The 17826-nt window shown below is 71.0% G+C and carries 15 protein-coding genes; 3 read left to right on the forward strand and 12 right to left on the reverse strand.

All coding sequences use genetic code 11. From position 1 onward, the window contains the following. Positions 1-21: 21 nt before the first annotated feature. The 11 genes from OH804_RS15035 to OH804_RS15085 all read right to left on the reverse strand — a co-directional run bounded on the left by OH804_RS15035 (position 22) and on the right by OH804_RS15085 (position 12843). Positions 22-873: a sulfotransferase family protein gene (locus OH804_RS15035; protein ID WP_406065862.1), complete on the reverse strand. Its 852-nt coding sequence runs from the start codon at positions 871-873 to the stop codon at positions 22-24. Continuing rightward, a complete protein-coding gene (locus OH804_RS15040) occupies positions 870-2435 on the reverse strand; it encodes an oligosaccharide flippase family protein (RefSeq protein ID WP_406065864.1) in 1566 nt (521 codons plus the stop codon). The genes OH804_RS15035 and OH804_RS15040 overlap by 4 nt, the downstream gene beginning before the upstream one ends. Positions 2436-2457: 22 nt before the next feature. Further along, positions 2458-3465 carry a Wzz/FepE/Etk N-terminal domain-containing protein gene (locus OH804_RS15045; RefSeq protein ID WP_406065866.1) on the reverse strand — a complete coding sequence of 336 codons (1008 nt, stop codon included), beginning with the start codon at positions 3463-3465 and terminating at the stop codon, positions 2458-2460. 24 nt (positions 3466-3489) lie between these two features. Next, entirely contained in the window at positions 3490-4947 is a 1458-nt protein-coding gene (locus OH804_RS15050; protein WP_406065868.1) for an O-antigen ligase family protein, read from the reverse strand. A gap of 180 nt (positions 4948-5127) precedes the next feature. After that, entirely contained in the window at positions 5128-6420 is a 1293-nt protein-coding gene (locus tag OH804_RS15055; RefSeq protein ID WP_406065870.1) for a glycosyltransferase family 4 protein, read from the reverse strand. Positions 6421-6596: 176 nt separating this feature from the next. After that, positions 6597-7475, reverse strand: a complete 879-nt coding sequence (locus OH804_RS15060; protein WP_406065872.1) for a sulfite exporter TauE/SafE family protein — start codon at positions 7473-7475, stop codon at positions 6597-6599. Then, positions 7472-8071 carry a rhodanese-like domain-containing protein gene (locus tag OH804_RS15065; RefSeq protein ID WP_196922521.1) on the reverse strand — a complete coding sequence of 200 codons (600 nt, stop codon included), beginning with the start codon at positions 8069-8071 and terminating at the stop codon, positions 7472-7474. The genes OH804_RS15060 and OH804_RS15065 overlap by 4 nt, the downstream gene beginning before the upstream one ends. Positions 8072-8163: 92 nt before the next feature. Continuing rightward, a complete protein-coding gene (locus OH804_RS15070) occupies positions 8164-9564 on the reverse strand; it encodes a rhodanese-like domain-containing protein (protein WP_406065874.1) in 1401 nt (466 codons plus the stop codon). Positions 9565-9693: 129 nt separating this feature from the next. Next, positions 9694-9963 (reverse strand): metal-sensitive transcriptional regulator, encoded by a 270-nt coding sequence (locus tag OH804_RS15075; protein ID WP_091406954.1) that lies wholly within the window; start codon positions 9961-9963, stop codon positions 9694-9696. Positions 9964-10114: 151 nt separating this feature from the next. After that, the gene (gene katG / locus OH804_RS15080; RefSeq protein ID WP_406065877.1) at positions 10115-12391 is read right to left on the reverse strand and encodes a catalase/peroxidase HPI; all 2277 of its coding nucleotides are present in this window, start codon (positions 12389-12391) and stop codon (positions 10115-10117) included. Next, positions 12388-12843 carry a Fur family transcriptional regulator gene (locus OH804_RS15085; protein WP_307788836.1) on the reverse strand — a complete coding sequence of 152 codons (456 nt, stop codon included), beginning with the start codon at positions 12841-12843 and terminating at the stop codon, positions 12388-12390. The genes katG and OH804_RS15085 overlap by 4 nt, the downstream gene beginning before the upstream one ends. A gap of 199 nt (positions 12844-13042) precedes the next feature. On the opposite strand from OH804_RS15085, the gene OH804_RS15090 reads away from it, so the two are divergent. From OH804_RS15090 to OH804_RS15100, 3 genes are all read left to right on the forward strand, one after another. Then, the gene (locus OH804_RS15090; RefSeq protein WP_112641697.1) at positions 13043-13453 is read left to right on the forward strand and encodes a YciI family protein; all 411 of its coding nucleotides are present in this window, start codon (positions 13043-13045) and stop codon (positions 13451-13453) included. A gap of 8 nt (positions 13454-13461) precedes the next feature. Further along, a complete protein-coding gene (locus OH804_RS15095; protein ID WP_406066547.1) occupies positions 13462-14607 on the forward strand; it encodes an RNA polymerase sigma factor in 1146 nt (381 codons plus the stop codon). A gap of 386 nt (positions 14608-14993) precedes the next feature. Next, positions 14994-16019: a glycoside hydrolase family 11 protein gene (locus tag OH804_RS15100; RefSeq protein ID WP_406065879.1), complete on the forward strand. Its 1026-nt coding sequence runs from the start codon at positions 14994-14996 to the stop codon at positions 16017-16019. Positions 16020-16276: 257 nt separating this feature from the next. On the opposite strand, the gene OH804_RS15105 is transcribed toward OH804_RS15100, so the two are convergent. Further along, a complete protein-coding gene (locus tag OH804_RS15105) occupies positions 16277-17764 on the reverse strand; it encodes a serine/threonine-protein kinase (protein WP_406065881.1) in 1488 nt (495 codons plus the stop codon). Positions 17765-17826: the final 62 nt, after the last annotated feature.

The following is a 17826-nucleotide window of genomic DNA, read 5'->3' on the forward strand; positions in this document are numbered from 1 at the left end:
CCACGCGACCACCAGCGTGCGCTAGCCGGGCCAGGGTTCGGGCCAGTCGAGCAGGGCGGCCAGGCGCTCGTTGTGCGGCGCGAAGTGCTCGCCCAGCCGGTCGCGCAGGGCCGGGGTCAGCTCGGAGACGCCCGGGTCGACGCGACGGGTGTGCCGGGTGAACACCTCCGGGGTGAAGGCCGGCAGGCCGAGGAAGCGCAGAATGCCGCCGTACGTGCCCGCCGGGTCGGCGTGCAGGTCCTCGGTCCGTGCGACGTGGATCCGCTCACGCGGGACCGCCGCGAACCACAGGTGCAGCTGCTCGGCGTAGCGGCCCCGGGCCGCGTACGAATAGTTGCGCAACGCCCGGTGCGCGCCGGGGTTGTCCGGGCCGCCCCGCGTCGCCCGCGCCAGCCGCTCCTCCTCGGCATCGAGCGCGTCGGCGAAGGACAGCGGCTCGACGCCGTACGAGCGGGTGTGCAGGTAGTGCGAGTAGGCCCGCTGCACCGGATCGCGCAGCAGTGCGACGAAGCGGCCCTCCGGCAGGGTCGCCGCGACCCGGGCCGGCACGCTCGGGTGGAACAGGTAGTAGGGGCTCGCCTCGAACGTGCGCTCGCCCGGGGCGAGGTGCGGGAAGTGTCCCCGGTACCACCGCTCCCCCCGACCGTGGTGGACGCTGAAGTACTGCAACTCCTTGCCGCTGGCCACCCGGACCCGGGGATGCGCAGCGAGGTGGTGGTACAGCGACGTGGTGCCGCAGCGCTGCCCCCCGATCACCAGGAAGTCGGGCAACGGACCGGGCTCTCCCGGTCGCGCCGCGCGCCCCCAGGCCCGCGCCGCGCGTACCCCCCGGCGCAGCCGGTCGGTGACCTGACGCCGCGCGCCGCCGGTCACGAGCGGACCTCGGCGGGGGTGGGGTTGGCGGCGCGACGTCGACCGCCTCGGCGGGTCACCGAGCGCAACACCATGACGTCCTCCCGACTGAGCCCGAGGGCGAGCACCGCGGCGAGGTACGCCACCCCGATCGCGGCCAGGCCGACCGCGAGCTGCGCGGTCCAGCCCTCGACCAGCCAGCGCACACCGAACCCGACGCCCATCGCGACCAGCGCGGCGACCAGGCCCTTGACCATGCCCGCCGTCACCGGCACGGTGTGCACCTGCGCGCGCACCTGCCAGACCCGGGCGATGTTCACCGCCGCCAGCGAGACCGCCCAGGCCACCGCCGCGCCGAGGATGCCGTACGCCGGGATGAGCCAGAGGTTGAGCAGGACGTTGAGCAGCAGGGCGGCGAGGTTGTCCACCATGTTCACCGAGACCCGGCCGGACATGTTCAGCAGCGTTCCGCAGGGCCCGGTGGCGGCGTTGACGAGCTGGCCGAGCGCCAGCACGACAGTCACCGCCGCGCCGCCGGCCAGACCCGGCCCGCCGACCAGCCGCAACAGCTGCTCCGGGAAGACCAGCAACGCCACGAAGGCCGGCAGCGACAGTCGGAGCACCCAGCCGGTGGCGACCCGGTAGATCCGGCGTACCTCGTCCAGTCGGCCCTGGTGGTAGAGGTGCGCCAGGTGCGGACCGAACGAGGCGTTGACCGGTGCCAGCACGAACACGGCGATCGTGACCAGCCGGGTCGCCACGTGGTAGACGCCGATCGCGTCGGGACCGTAGTCGAAGAAGCCGAGCAGCAACGCGTCCACCCAGATCAGCCCGGTGGACGACAACGAGGAGACCCAACTGACCGTGGAGAACCGGAACAGCTCGCCGGGCCGGTACGCGGGCCGGGCGGCGGGCACCTGGCGCACCATCCGGGCGAGCGCCACGAGGGCGAGCCCGGCCGCGCTCCAACTCGCCACCACCAGCGCCCAGAACGCGCCGGTCAGGCCCGCCCCGAGGGCGAGCGCCAGCGCGGTGAGCACCAGCCGGGCGGCCGGCTCGTAGACCTGGCCGATGAGCGCGTAGGCCCGTTGCGTGCGCCATCCCCGGGTGGCCGCGAGCGCTGCCTCGCAGACGGTCGAGGCGGGCAGGCAGAGCGCCACCAGCCGCAGGCCGGTGGTGAGCTGCCTGTCGTGCAGGGCGTCGGCGAGCCACGGCGCGCCGACCGCCAGACCGAGGGCGATCACAGTGGACGCCACTGCCGAGATGCCGATCCCGAGCCGGATCGCGCCCCGGAGGGCGGCCGGCTCGTCGTCGGCGAGATGCACCGCCACGAACCGGGTCAGCCCGGCCCGGAAGCCGGAGAGCGAGAGCAGTCCCAGCAGCGACAGCACGGCGTACACCTGGGCGTACCGGCCGAGTTCGCGTACCCCCAGGGTCCGGGCCAGCAACAGCATGACCAGGAAGAGCGCCACCTGGCTGAGCACGGCGCTGCCCAGGTTCAGCACACCACCGCGGGCCATGCCGCGTACCTGCTGGTCGCCGGCCTCCGGCGTGGCCGGCGGTCGGCCGGTCACCGCACCCATCCGGCGGCCCGTTCTCCGACGGTCACGGTCGTGCCGCGGTCACGGTCTCCGCCGGCACCGAGGGGGCCGCGGTGGTCGCCGCCGCCGGGCGGGCCGCGGCACGACCCCGGGAGAGCAGTTCGAGTACGCCCACCAGCAGCACGCCGAGCAGCAGACCGGCGCCGCCCACCGGCAGGGCGGTGCGCACCAGCTCCGTCATCCGGCTCACCTCGTGCGCCTCGCCGATGCTTGTCACCTGCTTCGGGTCGGCGGCCTGGGCCTGCGCCCGCGCCGCCTGCAACCCCTCCCGCGCCTGGGACAGGGCGTTTGTCGCCGCGTCCCGTTGGGCGAGCAGGGCCTGGTAGTCGGGGAGCTTCGGCCCCAACTGGTCGAGCTTTCTCTGCGCGGCGGTGATCGCGGCGGTCGCCGCGTCGACACCTCGGCTGTTGCCGACCGCCTGCATGGAGAGCTGCTGCTGGCGCAGGCTGGTCAACTCGCCCAGCGTCGCCTGGTAGATCCGGTCCGGCTGGGAAACCTTGTTGGTCTTCTCCCACTCGCCGATCGCCCTGGTCGCCGCTGTGACGTCGGCGTTTGCCGCCTCGACCTCGCCGGTGGCGATGCCGACCTGGGAGGAGAAGAGGAAGGCCAGCGCCCGGGTGGTGGTCGCGGTCAGCACCGGTGCGACGGTCGCCCGGTCACCGGCGGTGTACGTCACCTCCAGCTGGCTGCTCGCGCCGACCTGGGTGACGGCGAGCCCGTCGCGCAGCCGCTCCGGCGGCACCCCGGTGTCATCTGCCACGTCGGCGAGGACGCGGGGTGAGGTCACCGCCGCGCCGAACGCCGCGACGAACTGGTTCGCTGCCTGCGTACCGGTGTACTGCGTTCCGGCCGCACCGCCCACCAGCGCCGGCGCCGCCACGTACGCGGTCCCGCTGAACTGCTGTGGCGCGGACAGGACGATGGCTGCCGCGGCGCCGGTGGCGAGCACCGGCACGCCCACGAGTACCCAGAGGCGCCGCCGGGCGACCCGCAGGTAGTCGACGATCTCCACTTTTTCCCCAATGCTGTCGTTCAGTCAAACCGGGACGGACGTGCCTCGTGGCTGCTCGCCGGTCAGGTTCGGAGCCGGTTGGCGGGCGATCACGCTGGCCGCCGCGGCGAACGCGACGAAGTACCAGAGGGTGACCACGTTGGAAATGACGTTGGAGGCGGCGCTGACGGCCACGAACGCGGCGGCGCAGCCGGTGAACCCGACGGCGACGCCACGCTCGAAGCTGCCCGGAGGCGCGCGCCGCAGCGCGTTCCGCGCGGTGTGTAGGAAGGCGAACAGCATCAGCAGGTACGCCCCGAGGCCGAGCAGCCCGGTCTCCACGTACGCCCGCAGAAAGTCGTTGTGCGGCTTCTTCGCCTCGTCGGTCTCGCGCTGGGTCATGTTCGGTCCGATGCCGGTCACCGGGTTCCGGTCGGCGAGCGTGACGATCTCGGTCCAGTAGCCGACCCGCCATGCCAGGGTGTTTCCGGTCGGGTCTCCGCCGACCGCGCGCGACGTGCCGAGTTGGGCGAAGCGTTCGCCGACGGCGGGCACCAGTGCCACCCCGGCGACCGCCACCACGCAGAGGGTGACCAGCATCCGCTTGCTGCGGTGCAGCGCCGCTACCACCACCAGGCCGATGGCCGCGCCGAGCAGGGCGCTGCGGGTGTTGGTGAGCAGCAGGAACAGCAGCGAGAGTGCGAGCAGCACCCCGAGGGACACCCGCAGGCGACGATCCAGGAAGCGGTACACCGCGAACCCGAAGATCACCATGAACATCAGGTAGCGGCCGAACGTGGTGGACTGGCTGAACGTGCCGCTGATGCGGGTGAAGTCGCCCTTCACCTCGGCCGGCGGGTTGCCGAGCAGCGACAGGACGACGGTGTAGCCCAGCGCCAGCACCAGCGAGGCGTAGCAGGCGAGCAGGACCCGACGGATCGCCGCGGTGTCCGGCATGAGCTGTTCGAGCACCACGAACATCACCACCACGGTGAGGATCCGTAATGCCTCCAACAGGCTGTTCGCCGGCCGACTGGCACCGAGGGCGCTGACCACGCTGCTGGCCCCGACGAGCAGCATGGCCCAGCTGAGCGGGGAACCGCGCAGCCGCCCGTGCCGGCGCAGCTGTGCGGCCAGCCAGAGCCCGGCGGCGAGGAGGAACAGCACCGCGAGCAGTGTGGAGGGGTCCACCGCCCGGGCCGTTCCGGCGGAGTCGGCCTGGCCGGCGCTCGGGCCGGTCAGCTTGAACAGGTCGACGCAGGAACGCACCGCGAGCATCAGCAGCACGTACCCGGCGAACCGGGTCAGCGCGAGGACGGCCACCGCGATCCCCGCGACCGCCGCGAGCGGCAGCACCATGCCGCGACGGTCACCGGCCGCCATGGAGACACCGGCGATCACCGCCACGACCGCGGCGGCCAGCGCCGCGCCGCCGGTGAGGAGGCGGGTCGGGTCGAGCCGCCTGGTCAGGAGCGGAGTGACCTGCTGCGTGTGTTGTTCCACTGATCCCACTGAACTGAATCGGCGCTGCTCGGCCGCTGCCGGGCGCGGCCCACCGATGTCTTCCCGGCACAAGATCGGTTCAATCTAGCCCTGTCACCCCGACGGCAGAAGGGGCCGTTGCACCGACGGCTCCGTCCTCCTGAGGGCTGATCCGGGGTCTTCCCGGCGAACGTCGCCCGGTCAGTGGGCGGCTCCCACGGGTCGTGCCCTGGCCCGCCTGCCCGGCTCCGGGGCCAGCCGGAGATAGAGCCGCTCCAACTCGCGGGCGGCCGTGTCCCAGCTGTACCTGCCGGTGATCCGCTCGCCCAGCGCCACGGCGCCGGCCCGTTCAGCCGGCAGGTCGGCGAGCAGCGATGTCAGCACCCGGACCAGGTCGTCCTCGTCGCCGTCGCGGAACAGCCGCCCTCCGGCGGCGTCGGACTTCAGCACCTCGACGTGCGGCGCAATGTCGCTCGCGACCACCGGCAGCCCGTACGCGGACGCCTCCAGCAACGTCAACGGCAGACCCTCCAACCGGGACGGTTGCACGAAGCCGGCGGCCCCGCCGTACAACTCGGCGAGCAGGTCGCCGTACGCGAACCCGGTGAAGACGATCCGGTCGTCAGTCCCGGCTTCCCGGCGCAACCGGTCCACGAAGTCGTCGGTGAACGACGACCCGCCGACGATCGCCAGGCGCATCGGGGTCTCGGTACGGCGGAAGGCCCGGATCAGCAGGTCGGCCGCCTTTTCCGGGACCAACCGACCGACCAGCAGCAGGTAGCCGCCGGGGGTCAGCCCGAACCGGTCCTGGATCTGACGGGTCCGCGTCGGTCGGGCCGGGTTCACGCCGTTGGGAATGTAGGTCGTCGGACGGCCGAACCGGGCGCCGTAGTGGGCGGCGAGCCCCTGGGAGACCGCCACCCGCTGGTGCGGGACGTACCCGCTGAACCAGTGGGCGCTGCCCAGCACCGCCCGCGCGGCGAGCCCCCACTTGCCTCGCTGGTTGTCCAGCCCGTGCACGGTCAGCACCACGCGCGCCCGGGACAGGGCACGGGGAAGCGGGGCGACCAGGGCCGGCCCGAGCCCGTGGTAGTGCACGATGTCGGGCCGCGCGGTCATGGCCGCCACAGTCGAGGTCGCCGCGTGCACGATGGCGTCGAGGTGCTTGCTCGCGATCGTGTGGGTCTGGCGCAGTCGTACGCCCCGGTAGCCGTCGGCGGGTGTCTCGCCGTAGCTCCGGCGGCAGTAGACGGTGACCTCGTGCCCGTAGCTGGCGAGCCGGCTGGCCATCTCCTCCACGTGCCGTTCGATCCCGCCGTAGGTCGCCGGCATCCCCTTCTGGCCGATCATTGCGATCCGCAGCGGACGCCAGGCGATGCCGGTGTCGGCGGCGCTCGCTCCGGGCGCCCGGGTGGGGGCCGCCCGCTGCCGGGGAATCGCAGGGCTTCCGGCGTGCTGGTCGACATCCTCGGCCTGCAGGTTGGGATGGCCCACGTTGACTCCCGCGTGACTAGGTCCGCGCCCGCCGCCCGGGCAGATCAACACCTTGCCATGAACGGGCCCGTTCGCCAGCTGATCAACTGGATAAAAAATTCATCCATGGGATTCGTTGGACAGGAAATGTCATCCCGATGACATCGGGGTGGACCGTGATGGCACCGGGCGAGACCTCAGCGGGAGGCCTGCTCACCCTGCGTCCGCACCTTGCTCCGGCCCCTCAGCACGGTCAGCGCGACGGAGATCGCTGCGGCGACACCGATGCCGGTCCACAACAGCGGGTCGGTCCGCAGTTCCGTGGGCAGTTGCTGGACGAGGACGAGGACGCCCATCACCACGACGAACCAGCCGAACGACTTGCGCAGGACGTCTGCGGGGATCCGACCGGCGAGCCGCCCGCCGGCAACGCTGCCAGCGACGGCGGCGAGGGTGACCGCTGCCGCGAGGTTCCAGTCGATGTTTACGCTGGACAGGTAGCCGGCGAGGCCGGCGAACGACTTCATCGCGATGACCACCAGCGAGGTTCCGACCGCGACCGGCATCGGCAGTCCACCGAGCAGGGCCAGGGCGGGCACCACCAGGAAGCCGCCGCCGGCACCGACCAGGCCGGTCACCAGTCCGACCACCAGACCGTCGAGGATCACCCGCAGCATCGGCAGTTCGTGCGGCACTGCCCTGCCCTTGGTGTCGCGCCGACCGCGAATCATCGTGACCGCGGTGGCCAGCATCATCACGGCGAACCCGCTGAGCAGGAACGCCGCCGGGATGAACCCGGCCAGGCGTCCGCCGATGTAGGCACCGACCATGCCGGCGAAACCGAAGATCAGGCCGGTACGCCAGCGCACCCGGTTGGCCCGAGCGTGCGGCAGGACGCCCACCACGCTGGTGGCGCCGACAACGAGCAGCGAGGTCGCGATGGCCTCTTTCGTGGGTAGGTCGGCGACGTAGACCAGCAACGGCACGGCGAGGATCGATCCGCCGCCGCCGAGCAGCCCGAGGCTGACGCCGATCAGCACGGCCAGCCCGATGGTCAGCGCCAGGGTCGGTGTCATGCGCGTTCACCGGTGCTGTCACGCAACTGGCCGACGATGGTGTCCAGGTCACAGGTGGCGCCCCGGTTGTACGGCAGTTTGCCGAGCACCATGCCCATGGCGCAGGTGTTGGTGACAGCGGCGACGGTGAGGCCGGCGCCGATGAGTCCGGCCACCCACTTCAGCTGCGGCACGAACACCGAGCCGAGGATGCTGACCAGCACGATCGAGCCGGCGACGAGGCGGACCTGGCGTTCCAGGTCCCACCGGGGGGTGCCCTGCCTGATCGGCGCGTTGGCCGCCTGCCAGGCGAGGATGCCGCCGTCGAGGACCTTCAGTTTCGGCAGACCGACGCCGGCCAGGGTCTGCTCGGCCTGGGTGGCGCGGGCACCGGAGCGACAGATCAGCACGACGTCCTCGTCCAGGTGGCGGCGCAGCTCTTCGCGGTGCTCCTTGAGCAGGTCGAGCGGCACGTTGTAGGAGCCGGGGATGTGCGATGTCTCGAACTCCGCCGGGGTACGCACGTCCAGCAGGCGCGGCGCGTGGCCGGAGTCGATCAGCTCCCGCAGCCCGGTGGCATCGACGGTGGCGGGGCGGTCGGTCTCGGAAGGGCTCATTTCTCCTCTTTCACGGGCAAGTCGCAACACACATGGCAGGGGGTATCCGACCGACACCTGCGCGGCGCCGGCCGGGGTCCGTCCTGTTCGGCTCAGGCGTCGGTGGCCATCGCCACGCCGGCGCGCTCGGCCCGGTCGAACGTGTCGTCGATGACGACCACCTCGCGGCCGGCGTTCGCCAGCAGCGACGCCGCCGCAGTGGCCCGGTAGCCGGAGCCGCAGTGCACCCAGACGGCGCCGACCGGCACCTCGGCCAGCCGCATGGGCAGTTCAGGCAGCGGGATGTGCAGGGCGCCTTCGATGTGGCTGGCCCGCCACTCGTTGGTCATTCGCACGTCGAGGACCACGTCCGCGGCAGGGAGGCCGGCCGGGACATGCCCGGCGCGGGCCGCCGCGAGAGCCACGAAGTCGGACATCCGTAGCTCCCGTAGCTGACCGGGCTCGGCCGCCCAACGCTCCACCTCGCCGGTGACCTGCGCGGCCGGGCGGTCGATGCCGATCCGGACCAGCTCACGCTGGGCCTCGGCGACCTGTCCCGGAGTCTCCGCGAGCAGGGTGATCGGCACCCCCCAGTCGATCAGCCAACCGAGCCAGGTGGCCATCGGGCCGTCCAGGCCGAGGCTGACCGTGCCGGCCAGGTGCAGGGCGGCGTACGCCTTGCGGTGCCGCAGGTCCACCACCCACTGCCCGTCAGCCATCCGCTCGCGCAGCTCGGCGGCGTCGGCGCGGCTCACCGGGGTGAGGTCGACAGGGGCCGGTCCGGCCAGGTTCTCCACGCCCATGTGGGCGTAGTACGCCGGGTAGGCGTCCAGACCGGCGAGGGTCTCCGTGACGAAGTCGTCCGCGGCAACCCGCAGGACCTGGTTCTTCGCCTTCTCCCGGCCGATCGTCGACTCCGGGGCATCCGATTGACTGGCTGAGCAGAAGCTGCCGAAACCGTGCGTCGGCCACACCTCGGCCCCGTCGGGCAGTAGATCCGCCAGCCGCCTCGCCGAGGCGTGCTGGTGGTGGGCCAACTCGTGGGCGTACTGCTTGCCGAGCAGGTCGGTGCGGCCCGTCGTGCCGAACAGCAGTGATCCGCCGGTGAAGACACCGGCCGGCCGCCAATCGCCGTCGATGGCCTCATCCAGCACGTACGACAGGTGGTGGAAGGTGTGACCGGGCGTACCGATCACCCGCAGTCGGAGCGAGTCGGAGATGGCCACCTGGTCGCCGTCGGAGACGCGCGTCCGCTCGAAGCCGACCTCGTCGGCTGCGGCCACCAGATACTGGGCGCCGGTGATCCGAGCGAGTTCCAGCCCTCCGGAGACGTAGTCGTTGTGGATGTGCGTTTCCACGACATGGGTGATGCGGACGCCCAAGGTCCCGGCGAGGTACATCACGCGGTCGATGTCCCGCTGGGGGTCGACCACGATCGCCACCTGACCGTCGGAGGCGAGGTAGCTGCGATCGCCGAGGGAAGACGTCCCGACGACGGAAACCTCAACTGTCATGTCCACTCCTTCAAGTTCGACAAAGCACTCATACCCCGGGGGGTATGCAAATGGCACACTGCTGCCGCGTTTTCACTTGCACGCCGCCACCCACCCGGGCCGGGGCTACGGCGTGGGTGGGTGGCAGCCTCAGGCGAGGGCCAGGAAGAGCTTCTCCAGCTCCTCTTCGGTCATCTCCGGCTCCTCGCCACGCTCGCGCGCGGCCCCACAGTGCCGCATTCCCGAAGCAATGATCTTGAAGCCTGCTCGGTCGATCGCCTTGGACACTGCGGCGAGCTGGGTCAGCGCCTCCCGGCAGTCCTGACCGCTCTCCATCATTTCGATAACCGCGTTGAGCTGCCCACGGGCCCGCTTGAGCCTGGTCAGCGCATCCGACGTCATCTCCGGTCGAAGCTTCATCGGCACCTCCTACAACCGACGATACCCCCAGGGGTATCAGTTCGCCAACCATACCCCGATCGGCCAGCGTGCAACGGGACACAGCCGTGCAAGGCCGACGAGCCCCGGCCAATCCCTCAAAGGATCAGCCGGGGCTCGTCGGTGGTGCCTGTCAGACGAGATCGAACCGGTCGAGCTCCATGACCTTGGTCCAGGCGGCCACGAAGTCGGTCACGAACTTGTCGCGGGCGTCCTGGCTGGCGTAGACCTCCGCGAGGGCGCGCAGCTGCGAGTTGGACCCGAAGATGAGGTCGACCGCGGTGGCGGTCCACTTCACCTCGTCGGTGGCCAGGTCGCGGATCTCGTACACGTGCTCGTCGGACTTCGACGCGCTCCACCGGGTGCCCGGGGAGAGCAGGTTGGCGAAGAAGTCGTTGGTGAGCACGCCCGGCCGGTCGGTGAGGACACCGTGCTGGCTGCCACCGACGTTGGCGCCGAGGGAGCGCAGACCGCCGATGAGGACGGTCATCTCGGGCGCGGTCAGGTTGAGCATGTAGGCACGGTCGACGAGCAGCACCTCCGGCTGGGTCTTCTCGCCGGCACGCAGGTAGTTGCGGAACCCGTCGGCGCGCGGCTCCATGACCCGGAAGGAGTCGGTGTCGGTCTGCTCCTGGGTCGCGTCGGTGCGGCCCGGCCGGAACGGCACTGTCACCTCGACGCCGGCGTCCCGCGCCGCCTTCTCCACGGCGGCCGAACCGGCCAGCACGATCAGGTCGGCGAGCGAGATGGTCGCCCCGCCAGCGGAGTTGAACTCCTGCTGGATGCCCTCAAGGGTGGTCAGCACGGTTGCCAGCTGCTCGGGCTGGTTGACCTCCCAGTTGCGCTGCGGCTCAAGGCGAATGCGCGCCCCGTTGGCGCCGCCGCGCTTGTCGGTGTGCCGGAAGCTCGCGGCAGAGGCCCAGGCAGTGGAGACCAGCTGGTCGATCGTGAGACCGGACTCCAGGACCTTCGCCTGGAGGGCGGCGATGTCGGCGTCGCCCACCAGCTCGTGGTCGACGGCCGGCACCGGGTCCTGCCACAGCTGCGGCTCGGCGACCCACGGCCCGAGGAAGCGCTCGACCGGGCCCATGTCGCGGTGCAGCAGCTTGTACCACGCCTTGGCGAAGGCCAGCGCGAACTGGTCGGGGTTCTCCAGGAAGCGGCGGGAGATCTTCTCGTACGCCGGGTCGACGCGCAGCGACAGGTCGGTCGTGAGCATCGTCGGCCGGTGCTTCTTCGCCGGATCGAACGGGTCCGGGATGATCGCCTCGGCGTCCTTGGCGACCCACTGCTTCGCGCCGCCGGGGCTGGTGGTGAGCTCCCACTCGTAGCCGAAAAGGATCTCGAAGAAGCGGTTGCTCCACTGCGTCGGTACGTCGGTCCACGTCACCTCGAGACCACTGGTGATCGTGTCGGCGCCCTTGCCGCTGCCGTGGGTGCTCAGCCAGCCCAGGCCCTGCGCCTCCAGCGGGGCGCCCTCGGGCTCCGGACCCACGTGGTTGTCGGCGACGCCGGCACCGTGGGTCTTACCGAAGGTGTGACCACCGGCGATGAGGGCGACGGTCTCCTCGTCGTTCATCGCCATCCGGCCGAAGGTCTCGCGGATGAAGTGCGCCGCCGCGGCCGGGTCCGCGTTACCGCGCGGGCCCTCCGGGTTGACGTAGATGAGCCCCATCTCGGTCGAGCCGACGCCGGCCGCCATCTCCTTCTCGGAGGCGTAGCGCTCGTCGCCCAGCCAGGTGTCCTCCGGACCCCAGAAGATCTCCTCGGGCTCCCAGACGTCCTCGCGACCGAAGCCGAAGCCGAAGGTCTTGAAGCCCATCGACTCCAGGGCGACGTTGCCGGCGAGCACGAGCAGGTCGGCCCAGGAGATCTTCTGGCCGTACTTCTGCTTCACCGGCCAGAGCAGCCGGCGAGCCTTGTCCAGGTTGGCGTTGTCCGGCCAGCTGTTCAGCGGCGCGAACCGCTGCCCACCGTCGCCGGCGCCGCCCCGACCGTCCTCGATGCGGTACGTGCCGGCGGCGTGCCAGCTCATCCGGATCATCAGGCCGCCGTAGTGGCCGAAGTCGGCCGGCCACCAGTCCTGCGAGGTGGTGAGTACCTCGACGATGTCGCGCTTGAGGGCCTCGACGTCGAGCTTCGCGAACTCCTTGGCGTAGCTGAAGTTCTCGCCCAGCGGGTTGCCCTTGGACGAGTGGGCGTGCAGCACCGAGAGGTCGAGCTGGTTCGGCCACCAGTCCCGGTTGGTGCGCGGACGACCGCCGGTCTTCGGGGTCGGCGAGTCGATCGCCGGGTTCTCACTCTCGCTGCCGTGCGCGGTGACCGAGTCGTGCGCGACCGGGCAGCCGGCCGCTGCCTTCTGGTCCACGCCCTGCGCACTGGTGGGGCCGTTGTCCTGGGTGTCGCTCATGTGCTTCCTTCCGAGCTTGCGGATCTCTGGGGCGTGCGTTCGGTCGCACAGTCGGGGCAGGTGCCCCAGTAGACGACCTCCGCCTCGTCGACCGTGAAACCGTGGTCGCCGGAGGCGGTGAGACAGGGGGCGTGACCGACGGCGCAGTCGACGTCGGCGATGGCGCCGCAGGAACGGCACACGACATGGTGGTGGTTGTCCGCGATCCGGGACTCGTAGCGGGCGGTCGCCCCGGCCGGCTGGATGCGCCGCACCAGACCGGCGTCGGTGAGCACGCGCAGCACGTCGTACACCGCCTGGTGGGAGACCGTGGGATGGTCCGCCCGGACCAGCTCGATCACCGCGTCGGTGCCGACGTGCGGGTGGTCGCGCAGCGCCGCGAGCACCGCCAATCGGGGCCGGGTCACGCGCAACGAGGCAGCCCGCAGTTGCGCCTCGAAGTCGGACATCACGGGTACGAACACTAGCTCACTTTTTTGGAACGAATCAAGTTTTGCGCCGCTCGTGATGCCCCAACGGCGGACGATTCACCCGAGGTTAACCTGCGGGAGGAAAAAAATCGGACAGCCATGTCGAGAAGTGCCGACCGGCTTCGTCCCCGGAGTGAACGTGACCACGATGGGTCACCACCAGCACCCGAGGAGCATCACGATGGCGAAGTACCTACTGCTCAAGCACTACCGGGGCGGCCCGGCCGCCGCGGTGAACGACGTGCCGATGGACCAGTGGACCCCGGCGGAGATCTCGGCCCACATGCAGTACATGCGCGACTTCGCGGCCCGACTCGAGGGCACCGGCGAGTTCGTCGACGGTCAGGCACTCGCCCCCGAAGGGACATTCGTCCGGTACGACGGCGAGGGCCGCCCGCCGGTCACCGACGGCCCCTTCGCCGAGACCAAGGACCTCATCGCCGGCTGGATGGTGATCGACGTCGACAGCTACGACCGGGCCGTCGAGCTGGCCGGTGAGCTGTCAGCCGCTCCCGGGGCAGGCGGGAAGCCGATCCACGAGTGGCTGGAGCTGCGCCCGTTCCTGAGCGAGCCGCCCACCATCACGGAGTGACGGCTCCGATGGACGAGACGCTGCTGCGGAGCCTCACGCCGAGCGTCCTCGGGATCCTCGTCCGCCGCGGAATCGACTTCGCGGCGGCCGAGGACGCCGTGCAGGACGCCCTGGTCGAGGCGGTCCGCGTCTGGCCGAGCGACCCGCCGCGCGACCCGAAGGGCTGGCTGACCACTGTGGCGTGGCGACGGTTCCTCGACGCGGCCCGCGCCGACGCCGCTCGCCGTCGGCGCGAGGACCTGGTCGACGAGGAGCCGGCGCCCGGGCCGGCCCGCACGGTGGACGACACGCTTCAGCTCTACTTCCTGTGCGCCCACCCGTCGCTGACGCCGTCGTCAGCTGTCGCTCTCACGCTGCGCGCTGTCGGCGGGCTGACCACCCGGCAGATCGCCCACGCCTACCTGGTGCCCGAGGCGACAATGGCGCAGCGCATCAGCCGGGCGAAGCGCACCGTCTCCGGGCTGCGCTTCGACCGACCCGGTGACGTCGCCACCGTGCTGCGCGTCCTCTACCTGGTCTTCAACGAGGGCTACTCCGGTGACGTGGACCTCGCCGCCGAGGCCATCCGGCTCACCCGGCAGCTCGCGGCCGCGATCGACCACCCCGAGGTGGCGGGGCTGCTCGCCCTCATGCTGTTGCACCACGCCCGGCGCGCCGCCCGGACCGCGCCCGATGGCAGCCTGGTGCCGCTCGCCGAGCAGGACCGCAGCCGCTGGGACACCCGCTCCATCGCCGAGGGCGTCGAGATCCTGCAGGCGGCCCTGGCCCGCGACCAACTGGGTGAGTTCCAGGCCCAGGCCGCCATCGCGGCGCTGCACGCGGACGCGCCGACCGCCGAGGAGACCGACTGGGTGCAGATCGTGGAGTGGTACGACGAACTCGCGCGCCTGACCGACAACCCGGTCGTCCGACTCAACCGCGCGGTGGCGGTCGGGGCGGCCGACGGTCCCCGGGCCGGCCTGGCGGCGCTCGCGGCGGTGGACGACGCGCTGCCCCGGTACACGGCGGTGGCGGCGTACCTGCACGAGCGCGACGGCGATCTGGCAAGGGCGGCGCGGCTGTACACCGAGGCCGCCCAGCAGGCCCCCAACCTCGCCGAACGCGACCACCTGACCCGCCAGGCCGCCCGGCTCAACGCCCGCGGGCGTCGCTGACCGGCATGCGGTCCGGAAAGTCTCCGGAAGTTTCGGCGGCCTCCACTCGGACCGGCGCTCCGCCATCACGACTCCGTGACGACGGCCCTGAGCTCTGATCGACTACTGACCTGGATGGATGCCGCTCGGCGACGACAGCGGTGTTGCCACCCTGTTTCCGAAAATTGTTGACAAGTAGACGGCTGGGTTAATACGGTCGCCATCGACGGCGCTCGATTGTCGTCAGCACCAGCCACCACGACCCACTTTCTCCGGTCGTCGTGCAGGACGACCGGCCCACCACCACCGAGCGGTACGACGCCGTGGCCGTCACCCGACCACCGGCAGCCTGCCGAGGCGTACCGCGCCGCTGGCCCCCGCCAGCCGTCAGAGGAGGCAACAGTTCCATGACCGACACCAGCCACACCAAACCGAGAGGCCGCGGCCGCATGCGGTTGCTCCTGGGCGCTGCGTGCGCCGCCGTCGTGGCCGTCGCCGGCACGATGACGGCCACCAACGCGTACGCCGAGGCCGACCGGACCCTCACCTCGAACCTCACCGGCACGCACAACGGGTACTACTTCTCGTTCTGGAAGGACAGCGGCAACGCCAGCATGACGCTGCGCGCGGACGGCCGATACACCAGCAGTTGGGACCGGAGCACCAACAACTGGGTCGGCGGCAAGGGTTGGGCCACCGGTAACCGACGGACGGTCACCTACTCGGGCAGCTACAACCCGGGCAACAACAACACCTACCTGGCCCTGTACGGGTGGACGCGCAACCCGCTCATCGAGTACTACGTGGTGGAGAACTTCGGCACCTACAACCCGAGCAGCGGCGCGCAGCGGATGGGCACGGTCACCACCGACGGCGGCACGTACGACATCCTCCGCAGCCAGCGGGTCAACGCCCCGTCGATCGACGGCAACCAGACGTTCTACCAGTTCTGGAGCGTCCGCCAGCAGAAGCGCTCGAGTGGCACCATCACCACCGCCAACCACTTCGACGCCTGGGCCCGCGCCGGCCTGAACCTCGGCACCAACCACAGTTACCAGGTGATGGCCACCGAGGGTTACCAGAGCAGCGGAAGCTCCGACATCACCGTCCGGGAGGGCAGCGGCGGCGGCAACCCGACCACCCCGCCCACCACCGGCAACCCGGGGACCGGAAACTGCACCGCGACGCTCTCCGCCGGCCAGCAGTGGGGTGACCGGTTCAACCTCAATGTCGCGGTCAGCGGCACCAACAACTGGGTCGTCAGCCTCGGCCTCGGTGGCGGCCAGAGCATCCAGAACAGCTGGAACGCCGCCGTCAACGGCAACAGTGGCACCGTCACCGCGACGCCGAACGGCAACGGCAACAACTTCGGCGTAACAATCATGGCCAACGGCAACTGGAACTGGCCCACGGTCACCTGTCGCACCAGTTGATCTCGACCGGTTCCTGACATCGCACCACTGGCGTGGCGGCCTCGGCCGCCACGCCAGACTGCGTTCGGCAGGCAATCCCCCGTCCGCCTCGGCGTCCAGGGACGGCCTTGGGCCGACCCCGCTCGACGTGCCCCTTTGCTCTGCACCCGCCGAGGCACCACCGGCCTGCCGCTGAATGGCGCCTCCGCGGGTGCAGAGCAAAGGGCGGAGTCTGCGGGCACGGTCCCGTCGCGAGACGTGGTCGTCGCCACCGTCGGTCACACCTGCGGCACCGCGGTCCCTCCTCCGGCCGTCGATTCGTCCGCCGACGGTGCCGAGGTCGGGTCCGTCGCCGGGTTCTCCGTCGTTTCCGCGGTCGGTGCCGCCGTCGTTCCGCCCGTCGGGGCTGCCGTCGGGCCTTCCGTCGGCTCCGCAGGCGCGCTCTCGGACGCGGTGGGACTCGGCGCGTCCGCAGTGCTACCACCGGACGGCGTCGACGGGTCCACCGTCCCCTCGCCCCCGGTCCGGGTGGGCGTCGGGGTCGGGGTCGCGGAGCCGGGCGCTCGGACCGGCATGCCCGCGGAACTGCGGGTGGCTGGTTCACCACCGCCGACGCCGGGGCCTGGGTCCCGCTGCGGCGGCACCGTTGGCGACACCGTGGGCGGCACCACGGGAGGCGTCGACGGTCGCCCGGTCGGGCCGGGCATGAACCCGACGGGATCGGCGAGCACCAGGACGGCAGCCGCGGCGGCCAACGATCCGAGAAGCACCGCGAGCGCTCGCGGCCCACGAGTGGCCGCCCCGCTCACCGAGCCGCCGAGGGCCGACCGGCGGGCAGCCGTGACCTCGGTCCGCACCCCGATCCCGGTCGCCCCGGTCGCAGTGGACAGCGCGTGGTCGGACGGGCCCGCGAGTGTCTGCGCCGCACTGGCCATGGCCGCTGCCGTCGGAAATCGCTGGGAGGGATCCTTGGCCATCGCGGTGGCGACGAGACGTCGCACCTCCGCCGGAACGTCTCCGGGCAGCGGCGACGGTTCCTCCTCGAGATGCCGCAGCGCCACCGCGACGGCATTCTCGCCCTGGTGCGGCGGCCGACCGGCCAGGCAGTGGTAGACGACAGCCCCCAGCGCGTAGATGTCGATCGCCGGCGTGATCTCGTTCTTCGCCACCTGCTCCGGTGCCATGTACAGGGCGGTGCCGACGATCTGGTTCGCTCCGGTCAGGCTCACCGCTTCCTGCGTCACCGCAACACCGAAATCGACGAGTACGACGTGCCCGTCCGGCTCGATGATCAGGTTGCTGGGTTTGACGTCACGGTGGACGACACCGGCGTCATGCGCGGCCTGCAGGGCACTGGCGGTCTGCGCGGCGATCGACATCGTCTCGGCCACGTCCAGCGGGCCGACCTCGGCGATCCGCTCCGACAAGGGCTGCCCCTGCACGCATTCCATCACGATGTAGGCGAGGACGGGCGCTCCGGACCGGGACACCTCACCGTAGTCGTAGACCTGGGCGACACCTGGGTGACGCAGGGCTGCCATGGCCCGCGCCTCGCGCCGGAACCGCTCACCGAAGCCGCCGTCGGTGACCAACCGAGGTTGCAGCATCTTGACCGCCACGCAGCGGTCGAGGGTTTCGTCGACCGCCCGCCACACGTCACCCATTCCGCCGCTGGCGATGCTTTCGACCAGGCGGTAACGGTCTCCGATGACTTGCCCCACGTTCGGCATATCTTTCGGTACCCCGGACTCCTCGATCTCAAGCACACCGGCACCTCTCGGTCCGGGTGACCGGTGATCGTGTGCCGAGAGGTGCCGGGCACCGCAGG

The organism is Micromonospora sp. NBC_00860 (assembly GCF_045207375.1).
GTDB lineage: Bacteria > Actinomycetota > Actinomycetes > Mycobacteriales > Micromonosporaceae > Micromonospora > Micromonospora vinacea.